General features: G+C 69.8%; 24 protein-coding genes. 11 read left to right on the top strand and 13 right to left on the bottom strand.

Features of this window, described 5'->3' with window-relative positions; all coding sequences use genetic code 11:
• Positions 1-117: 117 nt before the first annotated feature.
• Both M3B01_RS02835 and M3B01_RS02830 read left to right on the top strand, forming a co-directional pair.
• Positions 118-345 carry a hypothetical protein gene (locus M3B01_RS02835; RefSeq protein WP_204411306.1) on the top strand — a complete coding sequence of 76 codons (228 nt, stop codon included), beginning with the start codon at positions 118-120 and terminating at the stop codon, positions 343-345.
• A 9-nt stretch (positions 346-354) separates the two neighbouring features.
• Positions 355-1,134: an SDR family oxidoreductase gene (locus tag M3B01_RS02830; protein ID WP_259789305.1), complete on the top strand. Its 780-nt coding sequence runs from the start codon at positions 355-357 to the stop codon at positions 1,132-1,134.
• A gap of 570 nt (positions 1,135-1,704) precedes the next feature.
• Here the strand turns inward: M3B01_RS02830 and M3B01_RS02825 are convergent.
• Positions 1,705-1,971: a hypothetical protein gene (locus M3B01_RS02825; RefSeq protein ID WP_259789304.1), complete on the bottom strand. Its 267-nt coding sequence runs from the start codon at positions 1,969-1,971 to the stop codon at positions 1,705-1,707.
• A gap of 216 nt (positions 1,972-2,187) precedes the next feature.
• Between M3B01_RS02825 and M3B01_RS02820 the strand changes: the two genes are divergently transcribed.
• The gene (locus M3B01_RS02820) at positions 2,188-2,790 is read left to right on the top strand and encodes a cysteine hydrolase family protein (RefSeq protein WP_259789303.1); all 603 of its coding nucleotides are present in this window, start codon (positions 2,188-2,190) and stop codon (positions 2,788-2,790) included.
• 37 nt (positions 2,791-2,827) lie between these two features.
• Here the strand turns inward: M3B01_RS02820 and M3B01_RS02815 are convergent, their stop codons facing one another.
• Positions 2,828-3,220: a TfoX/Sxy family protein gene (locus M3B01_RS02815; protein WP_259789302.1), complete on the bottom strand. Its 393-nt coding sequence runs from the start codon at positions 3,218-3,220 to the stop codon at positions 2,828-2,830.
• Between the two features lie 76 nt (positions 3,221-3,296).
• Between M3B01_RS02815 and M3B01_RS02810 the strand changes: the two genes are divergently transcribed.
• Positions 3,297-3,842: a DUF488 family protein gene (locus tag M3B01_RS02810; RefSeq protein WP_259789301.1), complete on the top strand. Its 546-nt coding sequence runs from the start codon at positions 3,297-3,299 to the stop codon at positions 3,840-3,842.
• On the opposite strand, the gene M3B01_RS02805 is transcribed toward M3B01_RS02810, so the two are convergent.
• On the bottom strand, positions 3,839-4,747 hold the full coding sequence (locus tag M3B01_RS02805) for a sulfite exporter TauE/SafE family protein (RefSeq protein WP_259789300.1): 909 nt from the start codon (positions 4,745-4,747) through the stop codon (positions 3,839-3,841). The genes M3B01_RS02810 and M3B01_RS02805 overlap by 4 nt on opposite strands.
• Positions 4,748-4,852: 105 nt before the next feature.
• On the opposite strand from M3B01_RS02805, the gene M3B01_RS02800 reads away from it, so the two are divergent.
• The 3 genes from M3B01_RS02800 to M3B01_RS02790 are packed head-to-tail and all read left to right on the top strand — an operon-like array spanning position 4,853 to position 7,317.
• A complete protein-coding gene (locus tag M3B01_RS02800) occupies positions 4,853-6,028 on the top strand; it encodes a phosphotransferase family protein (RefSeq protein ID WP_259789299.1) in 1,176 nt (391 codons plus the stop codon).
• The gene (locus M3B01_RS02795; RefSeq protein ID WP_259789298.1) at positions 6,021-6,851 is read left to right on the top strand and encodes a fructosamine kinase family protein; all 831 of its coding nucleotides are present in this window, start codon (positions 6,021-6,023) and stop codon (positions 6,849-6,851) included. Before M3B01_RS02800 ends, M3B01_RS02795 begins: the two co-directional genes overlap by 8 nt.
• A 13-nt stretch (positions 6,852-6,864) precedes the next feature.
• Entirely contained in the window at positions 6,865-7,317 is a 453-nt protein-coding gene (locus M3B01_RS02790; protein WP_259789297.1) for a pyrimidine dimer DNA glycosylase/endonuclease V, read from the top strand.
• A 9-nt stretch (positions 7,318-7,326) separates the two neighbouring features.
• Here M3B01_RS02790 and M3B01_RS02785 read toward each other — a convergent pair whose 3' ends face one another.
• Both M3B01_RS02785 and gdhA read right to left on the bottom strand, forming a co-directional pair.
• Positions 7,327-8,853, bottom strand: a complete 1,527-nt coding sequence (locus tag M3B01_RS02785) for a hypothetical protein (RefSeq protein ID WP_259789296.1) — start codon at positions 8,851-8,853, stop codon at positions 7,327-7,329.
• A 177-nt stretch (positions 8,854-9,030) separates the two neighbouring features.
• Positions 9,031-10,374, bottom strand: coding sequence for an NADP-specific glutamate dehydrogenase (gene gdhA / locus M3B01_RS02780; RefSeq protein WP_259789295.1), 1,344 nt, complete (start codon positions 10,372-10,374; stop codon positions 9,031-9,033).
• Positions 10,375-10,653: 279 nt separating this feature from the next.
• Here gdhA and M3B01_RS02775 point away from each other — a divergent pair, with 279 nt between their 5' ends.
• Positions 10,654-11,175, top strand: coding sequence for a hypothetical protein (locus M3B01_RS02775; RefSeq protein ID WP_259789294.1), 522 nt, complete (start codon positions 10,654-10,656; stop codon positions 11,173-11,175).
• 53 nt (positions 11,176-11,228) lie between these two features.
• Here the strand turns inward: M3B01_RS02775 and M3B01_RS02770 are convergent, their stop codons facing one another.
• The 7 genes from M3B01_RS02770 to M3B01_RS02740 form a co-directional block, all read right to left on the bottom strand.
• On the bottom strand, positions 11,229-11,429 hold the full coding sequence (locus M3B01_RS02770) for a helix-turn-helix transcriptional regulator (RefSeq protein ID WP_259789293.1): 201 nt from the start codon (positions 11,427-11,429) through the stop codon (positions 11,229-11,231).
• A gap of 10 nt (positions 11,430-11,439) precedes the next feature.
• Positions 11,440-11,856, bottom strand: a complete 417-nt coding sequence (locus M3B01_RS02765; protein WP_259789292.1) for a hypothetical protein — start codon at positions 11,854-11,856, stop codon at positions 11,440-11,442.
• 80 nt (positions 11,857-11,936) lie between these two features.
• Positions 11,937-12,665, bottom strand: coding sequence for a glycerophosphodiester phosphodiesterase family protein (locus tag M3B01_RS02760; RefSeq protein ID WP_259789291.1), 729 nt, complete (start codon positions 12,663-12,665; stop codon positions 11,937-11,939).
• Complete coding sequence (locus tag M3B01_RS02755) at positions 12,662-13,564, bottom strand: glycerophosphodiester phosphodiesterase family protein (protein ID WP_259789290.1); 903 nt, start codon at positions 13,562-13,564, stop codon at positions 12,662-12,664. The genes M3B01_RS02760 and M3B01_RS02755 overlap by 4 nt, the downstream gene beginning before the upstream one ends.
• Positions 13,565-13,566: 2 nt before the next feature.
• A complete protein-coding gene (locus tag M3B01_RS02750; RefSeq protein WP_259789289.1) occupies positions 13,567-14,967 on the bottom strand; it encodes an ABC transporter substrate-binding protein in 1,401 nt (466 codons plus the stop codon).
• Positions 14,968-15,099: 132 nt separating this feature from the next.
• Positions 15,100-16,002, bottom strand: coding sequence for a carbohydrate ABC transporter permease (locus M3B01_RS02745; protein WP_259789288.1), 903 nt, complete (start codon positions 16,000-16,002; stop codon positions 15,100-15,102).
• Positions 15,999-17,087 (bottom strand): carbohydrate ABC transporter permease, encoded by a 1,089-nt coding sequence (locus tag M3B01_RS02740; protein WP_259789287.1) that lies wholly within the window; start codon positions 17,085-17,087, stop codon positions 15,999-16,001. The genes M3B01_RS02745 and M3B01_RS02740 overlap by 4 nt, the downstream gene beginning before the upstream one ends.
• 414 nt (positions 17,088-17,501) lie before the next feature.
• On the opposite strand from M3B01_RS02740, the gene M3B01_RS02735 reads away from it, so the two are divergent.
• Together M3B01_RS02735 and M3B01_RS02730 are read left to right on the top strand one after the other, a co-directional pair.
• Positions 17,502-18,524, top strand: coding sequence for a LacI family DNA-binding transcriptional regulator (locus M3B01_RS02735; RefSeq protein ID WP_259789286.1), 1,023 nt, complete (start codon positions 17,502-17,504; stop codon positions 18,522-18,524).
• 230 nt (positions 18,525-18,754) lie between these two features.
• Entirely contained in the window at positions 18,755-19,825 is a 1,071-nt protein-coding gene (locus M3B01_RS02730; RefSeq protein WP_259789285.1) for an LLM class flavin-dependent oxidoreductase, read from the top strand.
• A 181-nt stretch (positions 19,826-20,006) separates the two neighbouring features.
• Here the strand turns inward: M3B01_RS02730 and M3B01_RS14680 are convergent, their stop codons facing one another.
• Positions 20,007-20,354: a hypothetical protein gene (locus M3B01_RS14680; RefSeq protein ID WP_396123327.1), complete on the bottom strand. Its 348-nt coding sequence runs from the start codon at positions 20,352-20,354 to the stop codon at positions 20,007-20,009.
• A 48-nt stretch (positions 20,355-20,402) separates the two neighbouring features.
• Here M3B01_RS14680 and M3B01_RS14675 point away from each other — a divergent pair, with 48 nt between their 5' ends.
• Positions 20,403-20,960: a hypothetical protein gene (locus M3B01_RS14675; RefSeq protein WP_396123326.1), complete on the top strand. Its 558-nt coding sequence runs from the start codon at positions 20,403-20,405 to the stop codon at positions 20,958-20,960.
• Positions 20,961-21,240: the final 280 nt, after the last annotated feature.

Below are 21,240 nucleotides of genomic sequence, written 5' to 3'. Positions count from 1 at the left end.
GTCCTCGTCGGCGTCCATCCACATCCCTCCAGCGGGGGTGGCGGGCCCGGCCATAGGGTCAAGGGACGATTCCAGTGGAGCGCGGGGCCGGGCAACGGTGCCGGGGAAGAGGAGACGATGGCCCACAAGCCCGTCACGGTGACCGCGGCCGAGCGTCAGGTGACCTGCACACACTGCCGCGGTGTCTGGTTCTGGCCGCGGAACGTGGTGATGAGCAGCGGCACGGCGACGTTCTTCGACCTCGACGCGTTCAGTCCCCAGGTCACCATGCTTTCCTGCTCCGGCTGCGGGAAGGTGGAGATGTTCCAGCCGTCGACGATCCAGCTGCACCAGCATCCCGGATAGCGTCGGCCCATGCACTCCAGGTCTCCACTCCCCGGCACCGCTCTGATCACTGGCGCCGGCCGTCGGCGGAACATCGGATCCGCGATCGCGCGCGGGCTTGCGGCCGACGGCTTCGATCTGGCCCTGTCCTGGTCCGCGCAGTACGACCAGCGGGTCAACCGCGAACACTCCGACGTGGAGCTGCTCGCCCAGGAGCTGCGGGAGGCCGGGGCCCGGGTGGAGCTGTTGCCCGGGGACCTCTCCGACCCGGAGGTGCCCGCCGCTCTGGTGGAGGCGGCCCGGGAGGCGATCGGCCCTCTCGGTGCGCTGGTGATGTGCCACTGCGAGTCGGTGGACTCCTCGATCCTGGACACCACGGTGGAGAGCTTCGACCGGCACTACGCGGTCAACGTGCGCGCCACCTGGTTGCTGCTGAAGGCCTTCGCCGAGCAGGTGGAGCCCGGCACCGACACCCCCGGCGGGGCGGCGATCGCCCTGACCAGCGACCACACGGTGCACAACCTCCCCTACGGCGCCACCAAGGGGGCGCTGGACCGCCTGGTGCTGGCCGGCACCGCGGAGCTGGCCGATCGCGGCATCCGCACCAACGTGATCAACCCCGGACCGATCGACACCGGCTGGATGACCGAGGAGATCCGCGCCGCCGGTGCCGCGGCCACTCCGGGCGGGCAACTGGGCGGGCCGGAGACCGTCGCTGATCTGGTGCGCTTCCTGCTGTCCGAGCAGGGCGGCTGGATCCGCGGCCAGCTGCTGTTCTCCAACGGCGGGTTCCATACGCCGGCGGTGTGAGAGTCATGTGGAGCGCCCAGCGAGGCGACTCACCCAGAGAGGGGACTCATCTGTCAGACGGCCCTCCTAGTGTCGGAGTCCGATGGACGCGTACGATCAATGACGAGGGAGGACTTGCCATGACTTCATCAACGGTACAGATTCTCGACCAGGCAGAAGCACGTCGACGCCTTGCGAGTTTGACGATGATGATCGATGACGTGGATTCATTCAAGGCGCGCGGCTACCGATACGAGCTGGATGCAGCCGACGCAGCGCTCTACGACGAGATCCGCACTCTCGAGTACCTGCTCGGTGAGGGATGAAACCTCACGACTTCAGTTCGACGCGCAGGAGTTCGCTGACGAGTTGACTGCGACTGTGCGCGCAGTGTCCCCTCAGTGCAGGCCATTCTCTGCTACCTCGGTCGGCAATCGTGTGGTTGTCCAGCAGTCGCCGAACATCGGCATTCCGTTGATGGTCAGCGAGAGCGTGCTTATCACTCTCAAGGTCCTTTACCAGTGCCGCTGGAGTGACGCGGGCAGGTTCCTCACCGTGGACAGCTCGAGCATCAGTGCGTTTGCCGGCACATCAGACCGGCAACCAATATTCAGATACGAGTACGAGCGTGGAGCGCGGACCGTCCCGGCCGCACACCTCCATGTCCATGCGCATCGGGATGCCTTCACCTACACGATGACCAAAGCCGGGGTGAGCACGGCCCGGAGCGAGCGCAGGGCCGCCGGTGATCAGGTCCCATCCCTCCAGGAGATTCACTTCCCACTCGGGGGTCACCGTTTCCGACCTGCACTGGAGGATGTCCTTGAGATGCTGATCGACGAGTTCGGAGTCGATCATGATGGCCTTGCGCGTACGAAACTCGCTGAGGGAAGGAAGCGGTGGCGTCTGGTGCAGACGCGCGCGGCGGTCCGCGATGCTCCTGAAGAAGCTGCCGAGACCCTCCGCGACTTGGGATATTGCGTGGAGCTTCCTGACGGCGCCACCCCTCCGCCGGGCCGGCGAGACCGACTCATGTCGCCGTGATCGATCCTCATTGCGCCTACAGTGCCTCGTATGAACACCGTCGCGCCTGGTACCCCCACTCCTGAGACTGCCCCCTGGTTGCTGGTCGTGGACCCGCAGCGGATCTTCGCCGACCCGGCCTCGGAGTGGGCCTCCCCGTTCTTCCCCTCGGCGATGGGGAACATCCGCGCCCTGGCCGCCCACGTCGGTTCCGAGCGCACCCTGGTGACCCGCTGGCTGCCCACCGCCGATCGCGACACCGCCTGGGGCGCCTACTTCGCGGCCTGGCCTTTCGCCGACGTTCCCGCCGAGGACCCGCTGTACGAGCTGGTGGAGGATGCCCAGGCGCTCTCCGCGCACCCCACCGTTGACGAGCCCACCTTCGGCAAATGGGGGCCGAAGCTCGCGTCGCTCGTAGGCCGCGCCCCGCAGCTGCTGGTCACGGGGGTCTCGACCGACTGCTGCGTGATCACCACCGTGCTCGCCGCGGCGGACGCCGGCGCGCACGTGACCGTGGTGACCGACGCCGTCGCCCACTCCACGGCCGAGAACGGGCAGGCGGCACTGCAGGTGATGGGGCTGTTCCCGCCCCAGGTGCAGCTGCGCTCCACGCGGGAGGTGCTGGAGTCGGTGCCACCTCGGCCTGGGGCCTGAGTCTTGGTCTCCCGTGTCGAGGCCGATGGCGGGAGGCTCACCCGGAATGCGGGGCGGACATGACCGTCACGGTGCGCTGACCGGCCCCCCCGCTCCCGCGCACGAATGCGAGCGCTTCGCGCACCAGCGGCAGCCAGGCCTGGTAGGCCTGGTCAGGCGCGTCGGCGGACGGCAGTTCGAACCACTCCTTCATGGTGCGAGTTCCCATGGTGACCGGGGCGGCTTCGCCTGCCGCGATCAGTTCCTGCCCCCGGGCGTTGGGGAGCTTCACGATCAGTTCGCCGTCGAACCCCAGGAAGGCGAAGATCGTGCCGTCCAGCCGCAGGCCGGGGCTGCGGAAAATGGTGCCCACCTCGACGTCGCCCTGGGGATGCCGCGAGACCCCCACGTCGAGCGGCCCCGGCCAGTCTCGGATCAGCGGTGGTTCCACCCGGCCAGGGTACGTGCGGCCCTTCCGTCCCACCGCCCTCGGTCCGCACCGGTACCCGGCGTGCCATGCTGGGTCGATGGCCCCTCCCCTGATCACCGTCGGCCACGGCCGTCTGGACCGCGACGAGCTCACCGCGCTGCTGAGCAGCGCAGGAATCGAGCGCCTGGTGGACGTGCGCCGCTTCCCCGGCAGCCGGGCGAACGACGCCGCAGCCCGCGGCCAGGTCGAGGAGATCTGCGAGGCCGCCGGCATCGAGTACCGGTGGGAGGAGCGTCTGGGAGGCAGGCGCCGACTCACCACGGAGCAGGATGCCGCCTCCCCGGACACCTGGTGGCGCGTGGCCGCGTTCCGCGCCTACGCCGCCTGGACCCGTGAGGACGACTTCCGGGCCGCGATCAGCGATCTCACCGTCGACATCGAAGCGGCGCGCACCGCGGTGATGTGCTCGGAGTCGGTGTGGTGGCGCTGCCACCGCCGCATCATCGCCGACGTGATCGCACTGGAGCACAGCATCCCGGTGGAGCACCTGATGCACACCGGCCGGCTCAGCGCGCACGAGCCCAGCGAGGGCGCCCGTCTCGATGGGAGCGGACGCATCCTCTGGGACGGTGCGGACGCCTAGCCCAGCAGCGTGGCGCCCAGGGTCACCGCCGCCACCCCGCCCAGGAGGGTCGCGAAGATCAGGGTGAGGGTGGAGGGGCGGGCCTTGGCCGAGAGCGGGCCGCCCAGCATTCCGCCCACCGCGGAGCCCGCCGCGAACAGCAGCGTGACCGTCCAGTCGATGGAGACGTGGGTGCCGATGCGCGCCAGCAGGCTGACCACGGTGGCCACGATCATCACCAGCAGGCTGGTGCCGGAGGCGCGGCGCATGGCCAGGCCCAGGGCGATCACCAGCATCGGCACCACGATGAACCCGCCGCCCACACCGAAGAAACCGGTGAGGAAGCCGGTCAGGGTGGCGGTGACGACCACGACCGGCAGGCGCCACCTGCCCGGTCCTGCCCTGTGGTGGGCGGGCTTGCCGTGGTGGGTGGGGGTTCCATCGGCGGCGATCACGGTGTCGGGCCCGGGGGCGTCCAGCACCGGGTCGTCGTGGGTGAGCAGCGGCTGATCCGCTTCGGAGGTGCCGTGCGCCGCCCGTTCCAGATTCTCCTGCCGCCTGCCCCGGACGCCGCGTACGGCCATCAGCACGGCGACCGCCACCAGCATCGAGCCGAACAGCACCAGCAGCAGCTGCGGGTCCACCAGCACCGACAGACGCGACCCTGCCACGGCACCGACCACCGAGACACCCGCGAAGACGAGCCCCTCGCGCCAGTTCACGTTCCCATTGCGGGCATGGTGCGGGATGCTGAACAGCGCCGTGACAAGCACGATGATCAGACTGGAGGCGGTGGCGGAGTGCGGATCCTGCGCCAGCAGGAACACCAGCACCGGCACCGCGAGGATCCCGCCGCCCGCACCGAGCGCGCCCACCACCAGGCCCACGCCCACGCCCACGGCGATCGCGAGCAGTGCTAACTCCATGGGGGAAAGCCTCCGCGGTGAGGAACGGGTGCGAGCGTCGATCGGCGCCGGATCCATCGTAGATCCGCGCGGGACAGTGGGATAATCGACCGGCAGGAGGCACCGATGCAGAGCACCCACCCGCAGGACCCGTCCGTCGCTCCCGATCCCGTGAGCGCCGCCATGGGCGAGCGACTGCTGCAGGCGTGGCGCCACGGGACGCTGGTGCTGCCCTTGCGCGACGAGAACTCCCCGGTGCGCCTGCCCGGCCTGCACACCTCGGTGCTGCCGGCCTCGCTGTCGGGCCAGGCCCGGGTGTTCCTGGCAGGGGTGGGCGAGCGCTTCGCCGCCTGGCGCCTGGAGCCGCAGCAGAACGCGCCGGTGATCGTGCGGATCCCACACGTGGCACCGAGCGAGCTGCACCAGAGCCTCTCCCATGAGATCGCGGCCCTCACGCTGATCCCTCCGGAAGTGGGCCCGGATCCCATCGCCTTCCACGACGACGCCGCCACCAGCCCGATCGGGCACCCCTATGTGGTCGCCACCGACATGCCGGGCTCGACCGCCGCGCCCGAGGCCTGGACACCGATGCAGCTGGAGCTGCACGCCCGCCACCTGGCCCGCCTGCACACGGTGGCGGCACCGGGGCGAGGCCCGGTGTCCCTGGGAGAGGACCCGTGGTCGCAGATCCCGCCCGGCCCGGCGTCGCTGCTGGGCGAGGTGGAGCAGCTGGTCGCCCAGTGGCGGGACCGGTACGGGACGGTGATCGCGGAGCACGGCCTGGAGCCGTTCCTGGAGGCCGCCCTGGAGGCGGTGGCGGGGATCGAGCCCGAGATCGCGGCGATGTCGACGTCGTCCTCGGGAGGTTTCGTGCTCGCGCACGGTGACCTGTGCGCCACCAATGTGCTGTGGAGCAGGCCGGAGCCCGGACGTGAGCACCCGGTGGTGCGCTACATCGACTTCGAATGGGCGCAGGCCGACGATCCCGCCCGTGACCTCGCGATCATCGGCGGCAGCGTGCACGGCGGGCCCTGGTACGTGTCGATGGACGAGCAACGAGTGACGCGGTTCGTGGAGTGCTACCTGCAGGCCCGCGCCGAGACGGGGGAGGTCCCGGAGGCGGTGGCCGACGTTGCGGCGCTGCGCCGCCGCATGCACGCCTGGACCGCGTACGAGCGAACGGCGATGCTGGTCCACGTGGCCTCCGCGGCCTCCACCCGGGTGGCGCATCAGCGGGTGCTGCCGTGCCTGCGCTCCACCCTCGCCGCTCACCTGGACCTCGAGGACGGGGCCGATGGCTGAGCAGGAGCAGGCGGGCGCAGGACCCCGCGCCGAGCGGGCCCCCTTCGTGAAGTCCCGTTCCGGAGCCCCCTCGGGGTTCTTCGCGGCCGAGGCCGATGGTCTGCGGTGGTTGGCCGAACCGGGTGCCGTCCCCGTCGTGGAGGTGCTGGAGGTGCGGGAGGACGCCCTGCACCTGGTGCGCCTGGAGTCCGCTTCGCCGGATGCCGAGGCCGCCCGCGACCTCGGCGCCCGCCTCGCGCGGCTGCACGACGCCGGCGCCCCGGGATTCGGCTGGGCGCCGGGGGATTCGGCCTGGTTCGGGCCGCTCACCGATCCCTTCGAGGTGCCCACCGACTCCCGCGACAGCTTCGCCCGCTTCTGGGCGGAGGACCGTCTGCGGCCCCTGCTGGCCTCCTGCACCTCCACACTGGGCAGTGACGGCAGCGCTCGGGTCGAGGCCGCGATCGACGCGATCGCGGACGGCTCGTTCGACGGGATCTGCGGGCAGGAGCCGGAGCCGCCCGCCCGGGTGCACGGCGACCTGTGGTCCGGCAACGTGATGTGGACGGGCGGGGGTGCCGTGCTGATCGACCCGGCCGCGCACGGCGGCCACCGCCTGGAGGACCTGGCGATGCTGTCGCTGTTCGGCGCCCCGCACCTGGAGCAGATCTACGCCGGGTACGAGCAGGCCCATCCCCTGCCGCAGGGCTGGCGCGAGGACCTGCCGGCGCACGTGCTGTTCGGACTGCTGGCCCACGTGCACCTGTTCGGCTCCGGCTACACGTCTCAGGCGATCTCGACGGCCGACGCGGTCAGCGCCCGCGCGCGGCGCGTGGCCGGCTGAGGGGAGGAGGACCGTGCGCTTGTGGAGCCTGCACCCGTCCCTGCTGGACCGGGCCGCCCTGGTGGCGGGCTGGCGTGAAGCGCTGCTGGCCCAGAAGGTGCTGGCCGGCGGTACCCGCGGGTACACGAACCATCCGCAGCTACACCGCTTCCTCGCCCACCCCGACCCCATGGTGGCGATCGGCGCCTACCTCAGCGCCCTACAGGAAGAGGCAACCGACCGCGGCTACCGCTTCGATGCGACCCGGATCCTGCGGCCACCCGGTGCCGGCACCCGCTCCCACCCCGTCGAGGCCATCCCGGTGACCAGCGGGCAGCTGGAGTACGAACTGGAGCACCTGCGACGCAAGGTCACCGCCCGCGCACCCGAGCACCTGCCGCACCTTCCCACCGTGGGGACCACGCCGCGGGCCCACCCGCTGATGCGAGTGGGCCCGGGGGACGTGGAGGACTGGGAGGTTCGCTGACCGGGAGGGTCAGTGGCCGTGGTCCTCGTGGCCGTGGTCCTCGTGGCCGTGGTCCTCGTGACCCTCATCAGCGTGGTCGTGGTCATCGTGACCCTCATCAGCGTGGTCGTGGTCGTCATGACCCTCCTCGCCGTGGTCGTGGCCCTCGTGGCCGCCGGCATCGCTGGCACCGGAGCCGTGCTCATCGTCCGCGTGCGCGTCATCCTCATGGTCGTGGGCGTGCCCCACCGTGTACTCGCCCGAAGCGGTGCCGGTGGTCACCTGGATCTCGTGCGGCTCCACGGTCAGCTCCAGCTCGCGGTAGGTCTTGCCGCTGGCCACGTCCACCATGGTGATCTTCTTGGAGGCGGGGTCCACCACGAAGGCGGTGCCGTCGGCCACGGCCATCATGGGGCCGGGGGTCTGCCACTCCTCGGGCTCGGTCCACTCCGCGGCGACCGGCACCTCGTGCAGGATCTCACCGGACTCCGGGTCGAGGATGTTCAGTTCGCCGTCGTAGGTGAGCACCAGGGCCTCGCCGTTCGGGCCGCGGTCCAGGGAGCGGAACCAGTAGGGCGAGCCCAGGTCCACGGTTCGCATGGTGGCGTCACGGGTGTCGATCAGGGCGATCTCGGTGGGGCGCTCGATACCGCCGGCCGGGTCCTTCTCCACCTTGTGGTCCGCCAGCACGATCGGCGAGGAGGGATGGCCCTTCTGGTTGCCGGAACGCTGGTACTCCTGGTCCACGGCGACCTTGTGGAACTCGCCGTCGCGGTAGACGACCGGTCCGTTCTCGCAGCCGATGGAGATCACGTCACCGGACTCGGTGGGCTGCGCGGCCGCCTCGCCATGGATGCCGGGGCAGTCGTCGGTCTCGGCCACGACAGCGCCGGAGGCATCCTTGACCTGCACGGTGCTGCGCTCGTCCTCGGTGCCCTGGGTGAGCAGCAGCCCCCCGTCCTCGAGCGGCACGGCAACGCCATGGTGCGGATCCTCGGTGCTGGTCTCCTCGACCTCGCCGAGGGAGCCGTCGGCCAGGGAGGCGGGATCGAACAGGGTGATGGCACCGGTGCCGTCGGCGAACAGGGCGGTGCGGCCGGCATGCGGGACCACGTGGCCCGGGTGGGGCGCCGCCACGCTGATGTCGGTGAGCGCGGGGTCCTGCACGTAGTAGTGGAAGTGGTCGCCATGGCCCTGGGCCAGCAGACCGGTGTCGTACATCGTGAACCCGTCCGCGGTGCTGAGCGCGACATGGCGGCCGTCGCCGGCAGGGTTCAGCCGCACGTAGCCCTCCACCTCGGCGCTGCCCAGCTCGGTGCCGTCCGCGGAGTCGATCGTGGTCACGCCGCCGTCGTGGGCGAGCACGATGCGCGGGGTGAGGGCAGCGACCTCGGTGCGGTCCGAGCTGGTGGCGGTCTGGCCGTCCGAGGCTCCCCCGCCGTCGGAGGCTCCCCCACCGGTGGTGGCGCTGGGGCTGCAGGCGGCCAGGGCGAGCACGCCGATGCCGAGCAGCGACGCCGCCCGACGACTAGTGATAATCGTTCGCAGTGATGTCATGCACGGCAGGCTACCAGCGCATGAGAATCATTCCCATCTGACGAGGTGAGTCGGCCATCACAGGCGGTGTCTCGTTGCAGGCAGCGGTCGCTCGACGCCCGACGGCCGGCCCCGCAGGGAAGCGATGCCGGCCGTCGAGGGGTCGGTGTGCGGGAGGGAGCCCCTAGGGCTCGGGGATCAGATCACGCCGAAGGCGATCATCGCATCGGCCACCTTGCGGAAGCCGGCCACGTTCGCACCCACCACATAGTCACCCGGACGCCCCGCCTCCTCGGCGGTCTCCAGGCAGGTGGTGTGGATGTTCTTCATGATCTGGGTGAGGCGCTCCTCGGTGTGCTCGAAGCTCCAGGTGTCACGGGAGGCGTTCTGCTGCATCTCCAGCGCGCTGGTGGCCACGCCGCCCGCGTTCGCGGCCTTGCCGAGGCCGAAGGCCACGTCGGCCTGGCGGAACACGCTGACCGCTTCGGGGGTGCAGGGCATGTTGGCACCCTCGGAGATGGCCTCGACGCCGTTCTTGACCAGCGTGCGGGCGGCATCAGCATTGAGCTCGTTCTGGGTGGCGCTGGGGATCGCGATCGCCACGGGCACGTCCCACACGCAGCCATCCTTGACGAAGCGAGCGCTGCCGCCGCGACGCTCGGCGTACTCGTGGATGCGACCGCGCTCCACCTCCTTGATCTGCTTGAGCAGCTCCAAGTCGATGCCGTCCTCGTCGACCACGTAGCCCGAGGAGTCCGAGGCGGTGATCGGCACACCGCCCAGCTGGTGGGTCTTCTCGATCGCATACATGGCCACGTTGCCGGAGCCGGAGACGGCCACACGACGGCCCTCGAAGGAGGAGCCGCGGGCCCGCAGCATCTCGTCGGCGAAGATGGCCGCCCCGTAGCCGGTGGCCTCCTTACGCACCAGGGAGCCGCCCCAGTCCAGGCCCTTGCCGGTGAGCACACCGGCCTCGTACCTGTTGGTCAGGCGCTTGTACTGACCGAACAGGTAGCCGATCTCGCGCGCGCCGACCCCGATGTCACCAGCGGGCACGTCGGTGTACTCCCCCAGGTGGCGGTGCAGCTCGGTCATGAAGGACTGGCAGAAGCGCATGACCTCGCCGTCGGAGCGCCCGTGGGGGTCGAAGTCGGAGCCGCCCTTGCCGCCGCCGATGGGCAGACCGGTCAGGGAATTCTTGAAGATCTGCTCGAAGCCCAGGAACTTCACGATGCCCAGGTTCACCGAGGCGTGGAAGCGCAGGCCCCCCTTGTAGGGGCCCAGTGCAGAGTTGTACTCGACACGGAAGCCGCGATTGACCTGCACCTCACCCTTGTCGTCCACCCACGGGACGCGGAAGATGATCTGCCGCTCGGGCTCGCACATGCGCATCAGAATGCTGCGGTCGTTGTACTCGGGGTACTTGCCCTGGATGACCTCGAGGGACTCGAACACCTCGCGGACGGCCTGGTGGAACTCGGGCTCGCCGGGGTTGCGGCGCAGCACCTGGTCGTAGGTGGCCTGGAGCGTCGAAGCGAGCATCGCGGTCCTTTCGGATGGCCCCGGTGCGGGGCGAAGCAGTCACAGCGACCCCAGAGTACGGAGTCCCGTGGGGGTGGCGTCGGGACTGTCCATATGCACTCACCTGGTGAGACCCCCTGGTCGCGGGGTATTGACCGCGCATGACCTGCACAGAAGCATGGTGGCAAGGCCCGGCCGATCAGCGGTCCGGTGCGAACGGACTTGGGGGAGACCATGTTCACAGGACTCATGAACCATCACCGAAATGGTCTTGGCCTGCGTCGGCTCGGCGCAGGGTGCGTGACGCTGCTCGCCGTCGGCGCGGTGGCCGCCTGCGGCCCCGACGAGCCGGAGGAGACGACACCCGCGGATCCGCCGTCGGTCGAGGCGTCCGCGGACCCCACCGAGCAGCCCGCCGATGAGGGTGGCAAGGCCCGCCCCGGCGGCGAAGGGGCCGACGACGGGGACTCCGGCGGCGAGGGGGCCGACGACGGGGGCTCCGGCGGCCGGACAGGCGCCGATGCCTGGCGTGCCCCGTTCGACGAGGTCGGTCACGAGTGGAGCAACGGCTGGGTGGCGCTGCCGGCGTCGGCCGAGGACATCGAGTCGATCCTGGGAGAGACGGCCCCGGAGATCCGGGAGGGCACCGAGAGGGTGGACCTCCTGGTGGACTGCGCGGACGGCATCGACGGGACCAGCCTGGAGACCACCTGCACGGTGACGGCCGCGGACGAGGAGCTGAACCTGCCCGAGGTCACCTGGCGGGTCATCGGCGAGGTCGAGGAGGGCGGGGCGGACCTCACCGTCCGCAACGAGGGCTGAGAGGGACGGGGCATCGGCCGCCTCACCGTGCACGATCCTGGGAACCCTCCTGGTCAGCCCTCCGAGTCGGGGTGGAAGATCTCCTCGATCTGCTTCTCGAATGTCTCGGCGATCTTGAACGCCAGCGGGAGTGAGGGGTCGTACTTGCCGTTCTCCAGGGCGATCACCGTCTGCCGGGAGACGCCGAGGGCAGTGCCGAGCTCGGCCTGGGACCAGCGGCGATCGGTGCGGAGGGCCTTGATGTCGTTGCGCATGCCGGCCCTCTCAGCGGTAGCGGATCGCGGAGACGATGGTGCCCAGGATCCACGAGACCATCAGGATCGAGAAGGCGAAGATCCAGTTGAGCTCGGGAAGCACATAGAACTGCAGCACGCCCACGGACAGGATCAGCGGGGTGGAGATCGCGAAGGCCAGGAGGATCGCTTCGGCGCTCTTGGCGCGCTCGAACTCGTCGCCACTGCGGTACATCAGCACGTTGGCCCAGGCCATCAGCCCGATGCCGGGCAGGACGATCAGCGCGGCCCACCAGGCGGGGATCCCGATGGAGGGGGCGAAGCCGGCGGCGAGCAGGCCGAGGCCGTAGAGCACACCGCCAAGCGTGAACAGGCGTGCGAAGGTGCGGGTCGGCTTCGTGCCAGGACTGGTGGTCGTCGTGCGGGGGGTGGGGGCATCGGTGTTCATGCCAGAAAATGTAAGGGTCACTTGACATGCATGTCAAGCATCCTTGACAACAGAGCCGTGCAGCCCTCCCTCCGGCCGCGTCACCGGTGCGTCGATCGCTCCGCGAGCTGCTCCTTCACCCATCCGGGATCGTCGGTGGTGATGGAGTCGACGCCGCAGGCCAGGGCCACCGCGAGCTGCTCCGGGGTGTTGATCGTCCACGGATGCACACGCAGTCCCGCCTCCCGCGCAGCACGCGCCGCGGCCAGGCACAGGCCGTCGATCGCAGGACCGATGGCGGTGGCGCCCAGCTCCCGGGCCGTGGCCAGCGCCTGCTCGTCGATCGTCCTCACCAGGTAGGAGACGGGGGTGTCCGGGCTGGTGCGTCGGATCTCGGTGAGCGCCTCGGGGTGGAAGGAGATCACGGTGGAGGCGGCCTGGGTGGAGCCCTCCTCCAGCTGGGCCAGCAGCTCTCCCACGGCGCGGGCGGCTGCGGGCACCTTGACCTCGATGAACAGCGGCACGGTGGTGAGGTCCAGCAGCTGCGCGAGGGTGGGCACGTGCTCGTCGTGCTGGAGCCGCACCCGCCCCAGCTCCTCGGCGGTGAGATCGGCGATGGCGCCGGCGCGCAGGGGGGAGTGCGGGTTCGCGGTGCGGTCGATGGTCTCGTCGTGCATGACGATCACCTGCCCGTCACGGCTCAGGTGCACATCGCATTCGAGCAGGTCAGCACCGTCGGCCAGGGCCCGACGGAACGAGGACAGGGTGTTCTCCGGGGCCAGGTGGGCAGCGCCGCGGTGGCCGACGACGAGGGGCTGGGTGCGTGTCATGCCCCGATCCTCTCGGATTCCCGGCCCGGGAGGCCGGCATCCGGTGATCCGGCCCCGGTGATGATCTCGCGGGCCCACCGAGGATCGTCGACGGTGATGGTGTCGCAGCCCAGCTCGAGTGCCCGGTGCAGCTCCTCCTCGGACCGAGCGGTCCACAGGTTCAGCTCGATGCCGAGCTGCCGCGCGCGCTCCACATCCGCCTGACGGGCGTCGGCGATGCGCACACCGATCTGGGCGACGTCGAGCTCCACGGCCGTGGTGAAGAACTGCTCGGAGGTCTCCGTGGTGGTCAGCAGGCGGGGGATGTGCGGGGCAACTGCCCGCGCTTCCTGCAGCACCTCCGGGTGGAAGGAGATCACCATCGCGGGGGCCGACGCTCTCTCCGCGAAGTCCTGGTCCCGGAAGTACGCGGTGAGGATCTGCATCACCAGCGCGGTGGCGGCAGGGGCCTTCACCTCGACCAGCAGCGGGATCCGGGTGCCGCCCTCTCCCACAGCGACATCGAGCACCTCGGTGAGCGTGGGGATGCGCTGGTCCTTGCCCACCCGCACCCGGTCCAGCTGCTCGCGGGTGAGCTCCGCGACCGATCCGGTGCGCAGCGGGGAATCGGGCTGGGCGGTGCGGTCGATGGTGGCGTCGTGGATGATCACGTCGCGGCCGTCGGCGCTGAGGTGCACGTCGCACTCGAGCAGCACGGCCCCGTCGGCGATCCCGCGGCGGAAGGAGAGCAGGGTGTTCTCGGGGACAAGCGCCGCAGCGCCGCGATGGCCCACCAGCTGCGGGATGTGACGGTCGGGCCGTGCACCGGCCGTGCCGGGGGCGCCGCTGCGCGACGCCCCCGCGGCGCCTGAGGTGCCAGAGCTCGGCACGTCCGATGCGCTCGTGGCGAGCGTGTTCATGCTCAGATCCTCTCGAAGTCGATCTTCTCGATGTCCTCGCGGTTGTCGTCGAGGATCTCCTGCAGGGAATCCTTGATGGAGCCCAGCGCCGTCTTGGGGTCGGTGCCGTCACCGTGCACCTGTGCGACGGCCGTGGAGATCTCCGTGACCGCCGACTGGAACCAGTTGGTGTAATCGGCGGTGCGGGCGTTCTCCAGCTGGTTGAGGGCCACCTCGTAGTTGGGGTCCTTCGCCACGAGGTCCTTGACCTCCTGGGTGTCGCGGGCGGCCTTGACAATCGGCACGTAGCCGGTGCCGATGTGCCACGTCGCGGAGTTCTCGGGCGTGCCCAGGAAGCGGAACAGCTCAGCGCAGGCGTCCTGGCGGTCCTTCGAATCAGCGCGGACGATCGACAGCCCGGAGCCGCCGGTCGGCACGGCCTTCTCCTGGCCCTCCTTGGCGAGCATGTAGGCGGTGCCGACCTCGAACTTGTCGCCAACGGCCTTCGTGGTGCCGGTCAGGCCTGCGGTCGAGCCGCGCTTGCCGGCGGCGACACCGGACTCGAAGTCGGTGCCAGCAGACTTGGCCATGTAGGCGACCTTGTCCTCGTGGATCAGCTTGCGCTGGAACTCCAGCCACTCGATCCCCGGCGCTTCGTCAATGGTGACCTGGAAGTCGTCGTCACTGTTGCGGCCACCGAAGCCCCAGATATCAGCCTGCGAGTGCCAGGCATCGTCGGTGGAGAAGGCGAGCGCGCTCAGCGGCCGCCCCTCGACCTTGATCGAGGAGAGCTCCTTGCCGAACTCGGCGAGATCCTCCCAGGTCTCGGGGCCCTCTTCCGGCAGTCCGGCTTCCTGGTAGCGGGTGCGGTTGAAGTAGAACAGCGGCGTGGAGCGGGCGAAGGGCACGAGATAGGTCTGGCCCGCCGCCTTGCACTCGGGCGTGTAGTTGTCGATGTAGTTGTCGAGCTTCCACTCGTCATCGAAATAATCATCCAGCGGGGCGAGCGCGTCGGAGAAGTAGAACTGCAGCCACTGCATCTCGGGGAAGCAGACGATGTCGGGCACGGTGCGGGCCTGCAGCGCGGCGGTGAACTTCTGGTTCAGGTCGGCGTAGCCGCCCACGGATTCGGCGACCGCGACGATGTCGTTCTGCGACTCGTTGAACGCGGTGAACAGGCCGTTGAGGACTTCGAGGTTGTTGCCGGTGAAGGGCGCCCAGAAAAGGATCGGGGTGCGGTCCTTGTACTCGTCGGGCACAGTGATGTCGGCTTGGCCGAAGCCGTCGCGGACGGGCTGGTCAGCGTCCTCCGAGCTGCCGCCATTGGGCGAGCCGCAGGCGGCGAGCGAGGCGCCGGCTGCGCCGAGCCCGAGAGCGGTCAGGATGCTGCGACGCGACGGGGAGAAGGAACGGGGGCTGGTCATGGACATCTCCTTGGGAAGGTGCGATCGGGTTGGGTCGTGGGATGGAGGTCGAGGTGGGACAGGGGCGGCGGCGCAGGGCCGACGCTGGGGCGGATGCGCCGTGTGGCGGCGATGTTCAGTGACGGGGCCGGGTCACTTCAGGGCACCGGCGGCGAGACCGCCGATGATCCGTTTCTGGCCGAGGAAGAAGAGCACGAGCATCGGCAGCGACACGAAGACGGTGCCGGCCATGATGGCGCCCCAGTTCGAGTAGCCCTCCTGGCTGCGCAGGAAGAGCAGGCCGATGGGCAGCGTGCGCATGTCCGTGGTGCTGGTGACGATCAGCGGCCACACGTACTCGTTCCATTTGCCGGCCATCACGATGAGGCCGGCGGTGAGGATCATCGGCGAGGACAGCGGCACGGCGATGGTCATCATGCGGCGCAGGTGCCCGGCGCCATCGATCTCCGCTGCTTTCATGATGTCCACGTCGATGGTGCGCATGTGCTGCAGCAGGAGGAACATGGCGAAGGCGCTGGCGATGCCGGGCAGGATCAGACCCTGGTAGGTGTTCAGCCACCCGAGGTTCGCCACGGTGATGTAGTTGACGATCAGCGTGACGTGGCCGGGCAGCATCATCGACGCGATGATCAGCACGAACACGATCCTCTTGAAGCGGAACTCGACGAAGGCGAAGGCGTAGGCGCACAGGATCGCCAGCAGGATCTCCAGCCCGGTGCCCACGACCGTGGTGATGATGGAGTTCAGGTAGAAGCGGTCGAACGGCGCGGTGGACCAGGCTTCGGCGAAGTTCGCCAGGGTCGGTTCGGTGGGGATCCACTGCAGCGGCCAGGTGTAGATGGCGTCCTGGGGTTTGAAGGCCGACGAGAACAGCCAGTACAGCGGAACGAAGAACATGGCGATGATGCCGGTGATCCCGACCATGAAGAGGGCGGTCCGCCACGCCGGTCGACGCGGGCCGCGGGCGCGGCGGCGGAGCGGGGCGTCAGCGGTGTCGCGGATCTCGGACGAGTTGGTGGTGGCGTGGGTGCTCATGAGTCGTAGTTCACCTTCTTCTCTCCCACACGGACCTGGATGAACGTGAGGATCAGCAGGATGACCAGCAGGATCGTGGCAGCGGCAGAGGCGGAGCCGATGTCGAACTTCTGGAACGCCTCCTCGTAGACCATCCAGCTCAGGGTCGAGGAGGAGTTCCCCGGCCCGCCCCCGGTCATGATCGAGATGATGTCGAAGGCCTGGGCAGCGGAGATGACGCCGGTGATGGACAGGAAGAACGTGATGGGGCTAAGCAGCGGCAGTGTCATGTGCCGCAGCAGCGTCCAGCCGTGGGCACCGTCGAGGGCGGCGGCCTCGTAGATATCGCGGGGCAGGTCCAGGATCGCGGTGTAGCAGATGACGGTGACGAAGCCGAGCCGCTGCCAGGTGTACGCGATAGTGATCGCCCACAACGACCAGTCCGAGGTGGTGGTCCAGGCCGGTGAGGAAGCACCGACAAGGGAGAACAGCCAGCGCGAGAGCCCATAGTTGGGATCGAAGATGAACAGCCACAGGGTGCCGACGGCTGCGCCGGGCAGCATGTGCGGGGCAAAGGCCATGGTCTGGGCGAATCCGGTCAGCGGCAGTTTCGTGGCCAGCAGGCTGCCCAGGAGGATTCCGCCGATGATCGAGCCGACCACGCTGACGCCGGTGAAGATGAGGGTGTTCAGCAGGACCTGGCCGAAGGCGGGGTCGGTGAACAGGTCCTGGTAGTTCTCCAGCCCCACCCATTCGGGGGTGGGCTCCACGAAGTCCCATTCGGTGAAGCTGAGGCCGATGTTGTACAGCGAGGGGTAGTACGAGAACACCAGGATGGCCACCAGGTTGGGGGCGACCAGTGCCAGGAACAGGGCCGCGTCGCGGCGGGTGCGGCGGCGGCGCTGAGGGGATCGCCTGCGCTGCTCAGTGCGTGCCCGGATGGCGTCGTTCCCACGGTGCGGGGGATGGCCGGTGCTCCCGGGTGCCTCCGTGGAGTTCGCCCCGTGAACGGCGGCAGTGGAGAGCTCGTTGGCGGCGTCGGTGGGCCTCGCGCCCGACGGGGCAGCGGTGCGCGATGACGGTGACCTGCGGGTCGCGGTGGTCATGAGAGCGCTCCCAGTTCTGTGCTCGCTGTGAAGCGGTCCCGGTGCCCGTCGGGCTCCGGTCGGCGGGGACGACCACAACCTAGGGAGGGCCGCGAAGGTCGCGCCAGTACCCCTTTGACCAGGGTTAATGCCACGTTAACGCACGATGGCAGTGCAGGTGGGAGCGCTCCCACCTGCGATGGGTCGCCGTCGTTTCGTCGGGATCTGCACCTCCCGTCCCCGCTCCTCCACGACCGCGTCACCGGATGTGCGTCAGAAGTTCACCATTTCCCGACCTGGTCGCGTACACCACACGTGCCGACTTCACCGGACCGTCACCCCCCGGCAGAGGTCCCGTTCACGGACTCGGCTACCCTGCTGCGATACCGATCCAGCCCTCGGTGCCGAGCGCTGCGATCCGGCAGGAGGGAATGCATGGGAAGGTCACGTCCACCGACGATGCAGGACGTCGCGCGGGCGGCAGGGGTCTCGCGCTCCACCGTCTCCCGCGTGTTCCAGAACGGCGGCGAGAAGGTCTCCCCCGATGCCCAGATCCGCATCCACGAAGCCGCCCGCGCGATGGGCTACGTGCACAACCTCGTGGCCAGCGGGCTGGCCGCCCGCAGCAACAGGCAGCTGGGACTGCTGATCCGCGACGCCACCAACCCGGCCTACGGCCATCTGCACGCGGAGATGCACCGTGCGGTCCTGGCCGCCGAGCGCACCCTGGTCTCGGTCACCGCCCACCGGCACGACTACGGGCCCACGGAGATCGAAGGTCTGCATCGGCTCATGGGACTGCGCGTGGCGGGAGTGTTCGTGGGCACGGGCGTCACCGCTGCCGAGGATCTCGCCGAGACGGTCACCGGGATCCCGATGATGATCGTGGGTCGTCCGAACACTCATCCGCGGATCGAATCGGTCAGCTACGACGAGAAGGCGCACGGTCGCGACATGGCCGAGCAGATCGCCGCCGCCGGCCATCGCCGTGTCGTGGTGTTGAAGGCCCCCGTCCTCTACTCCCGGGTGTTCGACCTGCGCATGCGCAGCCTGGTGGACCGATGCACTGAACTGGGGGTGTCTGCAGTCCCGGTGGACCTGCTGCCCGTCGAGCAGGGCGTGGGGCGCGCCCTCGACGTCGCCCGGGAGGAGCGGGCCGGCTGCATCGTCTGCCCGGTGGACTACGTGGCGCTGGAGCTGCTGCGGGCGGCCGCCCAGCGCGGTCTGCGTGTTCCCGAGGACGTCAGCACCGTGGGATTCGACGGACTGGGTGACGGGCTGGACCTGATCGGCCTGGCCACGGTGCAGCTGCCGGTCCGGCAGGTCGTCCGCGATGCCGTGGTCCGCATGGAGGAGCTGCTGGAGGGGGCGGACCTTCCGGTGCGGCACTCACTGCACACCGGCACGTTCCTTCCCGGCCGCTCCCTCGGGCCCCCGCCGGCCGGCCACAACTGCTGACCTGCCCCGCCCCCGGCCGAACGGGACGCTCCCGTGGGGACGTTCCCGTTCCAGGATTCGCCCCTCATCGAACGGGAACGTCCACGTGGGCCCGGGGCGCTGCGGCCGCAAGCCGGGCGCCCGCTTGCGCGACCCACCTCTTGAGCTCCTCCCATGTCGAGCTCGTCCCATGTCGAGCTCGTCCCACCCATTGATCGAATATTCAATCACCGTGTACGGTGGTGGCCATCATGCGTGCCTTCGGATTCCTCAGCTTCGGCCACTACGGCCACGCCGCCGCTCACGGCGGTCTCTCCGCCCGGCAGATGCTCCACGACGCGATCGACATCTCCGTCGGCGCGGAGGAGCTCGGCGTCAACGGCGCCTACTTCCGCGTGCACCATTTCGCCACCCAGTCCGCCTCTCCGATGCCGCTGCTGTCGGCCGTCGCAGCCCGCACCCAGCGCATTGAGGTGGGCACCGGTGTGATCGACATGCGCTACGAGAACCCGCTGCAGCTGGCGGAGGAAGCGGCCGCGCTGGACCTGATCGCCGATGGCCGGGTGGCGCTCGGAGTGTCCCGGGGCAGCCCCGAGCCGGCCGACCGCGGCTGGGAGGCCTTCGGCTACACCGGCTCCACCGATCCGCGGGGCGCGGACATCGCCCGGGAGAAGTTCGAGCTGTTCCTGCGGGCCGTGCGCGGCGAGCCCATGGCCCGCGCCTCGCAGCAGCCCTACGGCGCCCCCGTGCAGCCAGGGGCAGGACTGCGCATCGAACCCCATTCCCCCGGTCTGATCCAGCGGATCTGGTGGGGTGCGGGCTCGCGCGACAGCGCCGAGACCGTCGGCCGCCAGGGGCTGAACCTGATGAGCTCGACGCTGCTGACCGAGGCCACCGGCGCCTCCTTCGGCGAGCTTCAGGCAGAGCAGATCGATCGTTTCCGTTCCGCTTTCGCCGAAGCCGGCCACACGCACCGGCCGCGAGTGTCCGTCTCCCGCAGCGTGTTTCCCGTGGTCACGCAGCAGGATGCGCTGATGTTCGGGCTGCGCTCGGGCAGCGGTGCCGATCAGATCGGCATCATCGACGGGCACCGCTCCACCTTCGGCCGCACCTACGTGGGCGAGCCGGATCAGCTGGTGGAGCAGCTGCGCGCCGATGCCGCGGTGATGAGCGCCGACACACTCATGCTCACCATCCCCTCCCAGCTGGGGGTGGAGCTGAACCTGCACATCCTGGAGAACTTCGCGCAGCACGTGGCCCCCGCCCTGGGATGGCAGCCCAACACCGCCGGTCCCGTGGAGGGCGACCCCGCACAGCCGTGAGCGGGTCTCAGCTGACGGCGCGCCCCACGCTGTCACAGACATGAGCGCAGCGGGTGCTGTCGGCCCGTGATCAGGACCTCGCCCCGGTCTTCGCAACACCCCTCGCCCGCCCGCACCCGCTCCCGTACAGTGGGCAATCGCGGGCGCCGGTGGGAGCGCCTGCCGTCAGCGGAAGGGGAGGTCAGCGATGCCTGGGCCGCTGTCCCCCGTTGCCCCCGCCGAGCCCGGCACCGGCAGCGGCTCGGCCCCCGGCACGGACGCCTCCCGCCACCTGCTGAACCCGGTTCAGGACGCGCGCCCGATCACCCTGTGGGGCTCCTCCTCGATGAGCTCCGAGGGCGGCACCGAGGGCACTCCCCGGCCGATCCGGATCCACGAGCACCTGGCACTGGCCGCCGCCCCCGCTCCCGTGCACGCCTTCGGGGTGGGTGCCACGCAGTCCGGGCACGCCCTGCTGATGCGCGGCCTGGCCCGTCCTCGTATCAGCCCTGATCAGGGGCCCGACGGTTCGGGCACGGTCCCCGTCCACCTGGACACGGACCTTCCGGCCTTCGGTCCGCTGCGCTGCCCGGGAGAGGTGGACGGCGTCGCGGGCACGCTCGATGCCAGCTCCGGCAGCTGGCGGTTCGTGACCGATGACGCGGCCGCCTCACTGCGCACCGGCACCTTCCGCTCCTCCCTCGCGGAGGTGGCCGACGGCTCCCGACAGGTGCTGTGGCTGGGCAAGAACAACATCCTGCAGGTGGACACGGTGCTGGAGCACACCCAGCGCATGTGGGATGCCGCCGCGGATCCTGCCAACGACACCCTGGTGCTGGGGCACTGGCCCACCGAGCACGATGCGGCCGGCTCCCCCACCGGCGAAGCCCTCACCGCGGTCAACTCCGCGCAGAAGCAGAGGTACGGTGCGCACTTCGTGGATCTGCAGTCCCTTCTTTTGAGCGAGGAGGGACTGACAGCGCCTCCGGTCGCGCACCTGCGGCTGCTGGAGCAGGCCTCCACGCACGAGGCGATCGAACGCGGGGTGACGCCGCCACTGCTGGTCGCCACGGACCACATCCACCTCAACGGCTGGGGGAACCTGCTGGTGAGCTGGGCGATCGTGCGCAGGATGAGGGAGCTGGCATGGCTGTGAACCATCCTGCGCCCCACCGGCCCGCCGCCCCGCCTCGCCTTTCCGCCCCGCCTCGCCTTTCCGCCCCGCCACGACGTCCCGCCCCGCCGCGCCTCCGGCCGGGCCGCCCGGGTGTGGGTCCGGTCCTGCCCCCGGCCGCGCCACCTCAGTCGGCAGCATCGTCCCTGCCGAGCGCCCCGGCGCACTCGGTGGCTGCTGCAACGGCACCTCCCGCCCCGGCCGGCACGGCCACCACCGGCACCAGGCCCGCCCGTCGCTCTGTACTGCTGTTCGGTTCGGC

This window comes from Brachybacterium sp. p3-SID957, assembly GCF_025144775.1.
GTDB classification, from domain to species: domain Bacteria; phylum Actinomycetota; class Actinomycetes; order Actinomycetales; family Dermabacteraceae; genus Brachybacterium; species Brachybacterium epidermidis.
The sequence above is the reverse complement of the archived record's forward strand: the minus strand, read 5'-3'. Positions and strand labels throughout refer to the sequence as shown.